Genomic DNA, 311 nt, shown 5'->3' with positions numbered 1-311 from the left:
AAGGGCGACATCATCGGCCACGAGCCGATGGGCATCGTGGAGGAGGTCGGCTCGGCCGTCACCCACATCAAGGCCGGGGACCGGGTGGTGATCCCGTTCAACGTCTCCTGCGGGCACTGCTTCATGTGCACCCAGGGCCTGCAGTCCCAGTGCGAGATCACCCAGGTGCGGGAGTACAACAACAACGCCCAGTTCCTGGGCTACTCCCGTCTCTACGGTTCGGTGCCCGGCGGGCAGGCCGAGTACCTGCGCGTGCCGCACGCGGACTACGGGCCCATCAAGGTCCCGCACACCGGGGAGGACGAGCGCTA

Annotated in this window: 1 protein-coding gene; it reads left to right on the top strand. The window is 67.2% G+C overall.

Translation table 11 applies throughout. The features are described from left to right. Nucleotides 1-311: alcohol dehydrogenase catalytic domain-containing protein (locus tag IG178_RS24900; protein WP_193215259.1), on the top strand; the 311-nt coding region annotated here is incomplete at both ends.

The sequence above is a fragment of the Neoluteolibacter marinus genome (assembly GCF_014904755.1).
Classification (GTDB): domain Bacteria; phylum Verrucomicrobiota; class Verrucomicrobiia; order Verrucomicrobiales; family Akkermansiaceae; genus Haloferula; species Haloferula marina.
The sequence above is the reverse complement of the archived record's forward strand: the minus strand, read 5'-3'. Positions and strand labels throughout refer to the sequence as shown.